Below are 2,396 nucleotides of genomic sequence, written 5' to 3' on the forward strand. Positions count from 1 at the left end.
GTCATGCTGTTCGGAGCCCTGTTCGCGAGCTACATCCTGATCCGGACGGGGGCGCCGAGCTGGCCGAGGGGAGACACGATTCTGAACGTCCCGCTCGCCACGTTCAACACGATCGTCCTGATTGCGTCCTCCGTCACCATGGTGATGGCCTGGGCGTCGCTGATGCGCCGCCGCTTCGGTACTTATCGGATCTACATGGGGGCGACGATCCTGCTCGGGTTGGTCTTCCTCGTGGTCAAATACTTCGAATACAGCCACAAGTTCCACGACGGGCTCTATCCCAGCACCAACAACTTCCTCGCCATCTATTTCACCCTGACCGGCCTGCACATGCTCCACGTGTTCGGTGGGATGGTGGTGAACGCCTATTTCTGGGGTCCCGGCGCGAAGCTCTGGAAGACGAACCCGGAGTGGTTGACCAACCGCGTCGAGCACTCGGGCCTTTTCTGGCATTTCGTGGATCTGGTCTGGATCTTTCTCTTTCCGACTCTGTATCTTCTGTAGGCGGCATCCATGACGACCCACGACGCAGTTGACATCGACAGACACGTCAGGGTCTACATCACCGTCTTCGTCGCGCTCATGGTCCTGACAATCATCACGGTGGCGGTCTCTCGCGTCCACCTTCCGCTGCCGATTGCCGTGGCCGTGGCGATGCTCGTCGCGACCGTCAAGGGATCGCTGGTGGCGTGCTACTTCATGCACCTGATCTCCGAGAAGAAGCTGATCTACGCGGTCCTCGTGCTGACCGCTGTCTTCTTCGTCGCGCTGCTGGCTCTTCCCGCCGTCACCCACAGCAACGGCTACTGGATTCACGAATGAACCTCAGATGGTTCCATGCGCTGCTGATCCTGCTCTCCGCGCTCCTCGCGGTGCTGTTCGGTGTCTGGTGCCTGGGCCTGTACGCGCGGGAGGACGGGGTCGCAAGCCTGCTCGCGGCCGTCGCGGCCTTCGCCGTGTCGGTCGGCCTGGTCGTCTACGACTCCTGGTTTCTGCGCAAGACGAGGACACTGCGATGACCCGCCTCCGCTCTTCGAGCTTCGGCGAGGCAAGAAGCGCCCGGTGGGAGGTACGCCTCGGGATCCGACGGGCCTGCCTCGCCGTAGCAGCGCAGCTGCGAAGGCGGGCCGTCGCGACGGCGGCCGCCGTGACGATCTGCGGCAGCTCGACCGCCTTCGCGTGCCCGGCGTGCTTCGGGGCGGAGGAGACCTCGATGATCGACGGGGCGAAGCTCGGCATCCTGGTGCTGTTGGCCATTACGCTCGCGGTGCAGGGCGCGTTCGTGGGCTTCTTCCTCTATCTGCGCAAGCGCGCCAAGCGCATCGCTGAGATCGAGCTCGACACCGAGTGGTCGGAGCTCCAAAGAGCGTCGAGAACATCATGACTGACTGGCTCGGCCTCCCGGCGCTCGCCTCGGCTCACGGCGGGCAGATCGACAGCCTGATCGGCTGGACGCACGTCTTCATGCTCATCCTGTTCGTTGGGTGGGGAGGGTTCTTCGCCTACTGCGTGGTTCGTTTCCGGCGATCGCGGCATCCCGTGGCGAGCTACACGGGAACCACGTCGCATACGTCGAGCTATCTCGAGATCGGCGTGGCCGTGGTCGAAGCCATTCTCCTGGTCGGATTCTCGATCCCGCTCTGGGCCGCGAGGGTCGATCGCATGCCCCCGGAGAGCGAATCGCTGGTCGTTCAGGTCACCGGCGAGCAGTTCGCCTGGAACGTCCACTATGCCGGCCCCGACGGGAGATTCGGCCGCACGGACATCAAGCTGCTCGACCTCCAGGCGAACCCCCTGGGACTCGATCGCTCCGATCCTGCCGCGAAGGACGACGTCACGACTGTCAATCAGCTCAATCTGCCCGTGAACAGGCCGATCATCGTGAGGCTCAGGAGCAAGGACGTCATCCACAGCTTCAACGTGCCCGAGTTTCGCGTGAAGCAGGACGCCATCCCCGGCCTTACAATCCCCATCTGGTTCGTCCCCAACGTCACGACCGCGGAGATGCGGACCCGGACGGAGAATCCGGAGTTCCAGTACGAGATTGCCTGCGCGCAGCTCTGCGGTTTGGGCCATTACCGGATGCGGGGCTTTGTCACTGTCCTGAGCGCAGAAGACTTCCAGACGTGGATAGACGAAAGGATCCAGGAGGAGGCCGAACTGGACATCTTCCAGTAGTAGGCCCGACCTTCAGGTCGGGCGCACCTACCTAAAGACTTTCGGGGTCGGCATCCGAGCGCGGATCCGCTCGAGCTCTTCGACCGTGACGCGACTGATGCCGTTCCTGCGGCAGGACTCCTCGACGGCCCTGACGACCATCCCCCGGACGAACGCGGGGATCTTCTTCATGCGCGCGGCAGCCGCATCGTCCCACGCGATCGTCGTCGGCGATTCGG

At 63.4% G+C, this 2,396-nt stretch carries 5 protein-coding genes and 1 pseudogene; 4 read left to right on the forward strand and 2 right to left on the reverse strand.

Annotated features, from left to right (window positions below):
• Both GEV06_28370 and GEV06_28375 read left to right on the forward strand, forming a co-directional pair.
• Nucleotides 1–504, forward strand: a 504-nt coding sequence (locus tag GEV06_28370) for a heme-copper oxidase subunit III (protein MPZ21767.1), incomplete at its 5' end; no start/stop codon positions are given.
• A gap of 9 nt (nt 505–513) precedes the next feature.
• Entirely contained in the window at nt 514–822 is a 309-nt protein-coding gene (locus GEV06_28375; GenBank protein ID MPZ21768.1) for a hypothetical protein, read from the forward strand.
• 69 nt (nt 823–891) lie between these two features.
• Here the strand turns inward: GEV06_28375 and GEV06_28380 are convergent.
• A pseudogene (locus GEV06_28380) lies at nt 892–975 on the reverse strand (type II toxin-antitoxin system PemK/MazF family toxin).
• 40 nt (nt 976–1,015) lie between these two features.
• Between GEV06_28380 and GEV06_28385 the strand changes: the two are divergent.
• On the forward strand, nt 1,016–1,384 hold the full coding sequence (locus GEV06_28385) for a hypothetical protein (GenBank protein MPZ21769.1): 369 nt from the start codon (nt 1,016–1,018) through the stop codon (nt 1,382–1,384).
• On the forward strand, nt 1,381–2,178 hold the full coding sequence (locus GEV06_28390) for a hypothetical protein (protein ID MPZ21770.1): 798 nt from the start codon (nt 1,381–1,383) through the stop codon (nt 2,176–2,178). The genes GEV06_28385 and GEV06_28390 overlap by 4 nt, the downstream gene beginning before the upstream one ends.
• A 27-nt stretch (nt 2,179–2,205) precedes the next feature.
• Here the strand turns inward: GEV06_28390 and GEV06_28395 are convergent.
• On the reverse strand, nt 2,206–2,396 hold a 191-nt coding region (locus tag GEV06_28395; protein ID MPZ21771.1), incomplete at its 5' end, for a hypothetical protein.

Source organism: Luteitalea sp., from assembly GCA_009377605.1.
GTDB lineage: Bacteria > Acidobacteriota > Vicinamibacteria > Vicinamibacterales > Vicinamibacteraceae > WHTT01.

Coding starts and splice junctions, on each gene's coding strand:
- GEV06_28390 (MPZ21770.1), top strand. CDS start 1,381: ATGACTGACTGGCTCGGCCTCCCGGCGCTCGCCTCGGCTCACGGCGGG.
- GEV06_28375 (MPZ21768.1), top strand. CDS start 514: ATGACGACCCACGACGCAGTTGACATCGACAGACACGTCAGGGTCTAC.
- GEV06_28385 (MPZ21769.1), top strand. CDS start 1,016: ATGACCCGCCTCCGCTCTTCGAGCTTCGGCGAGGCAAGAAGCGCCCGG.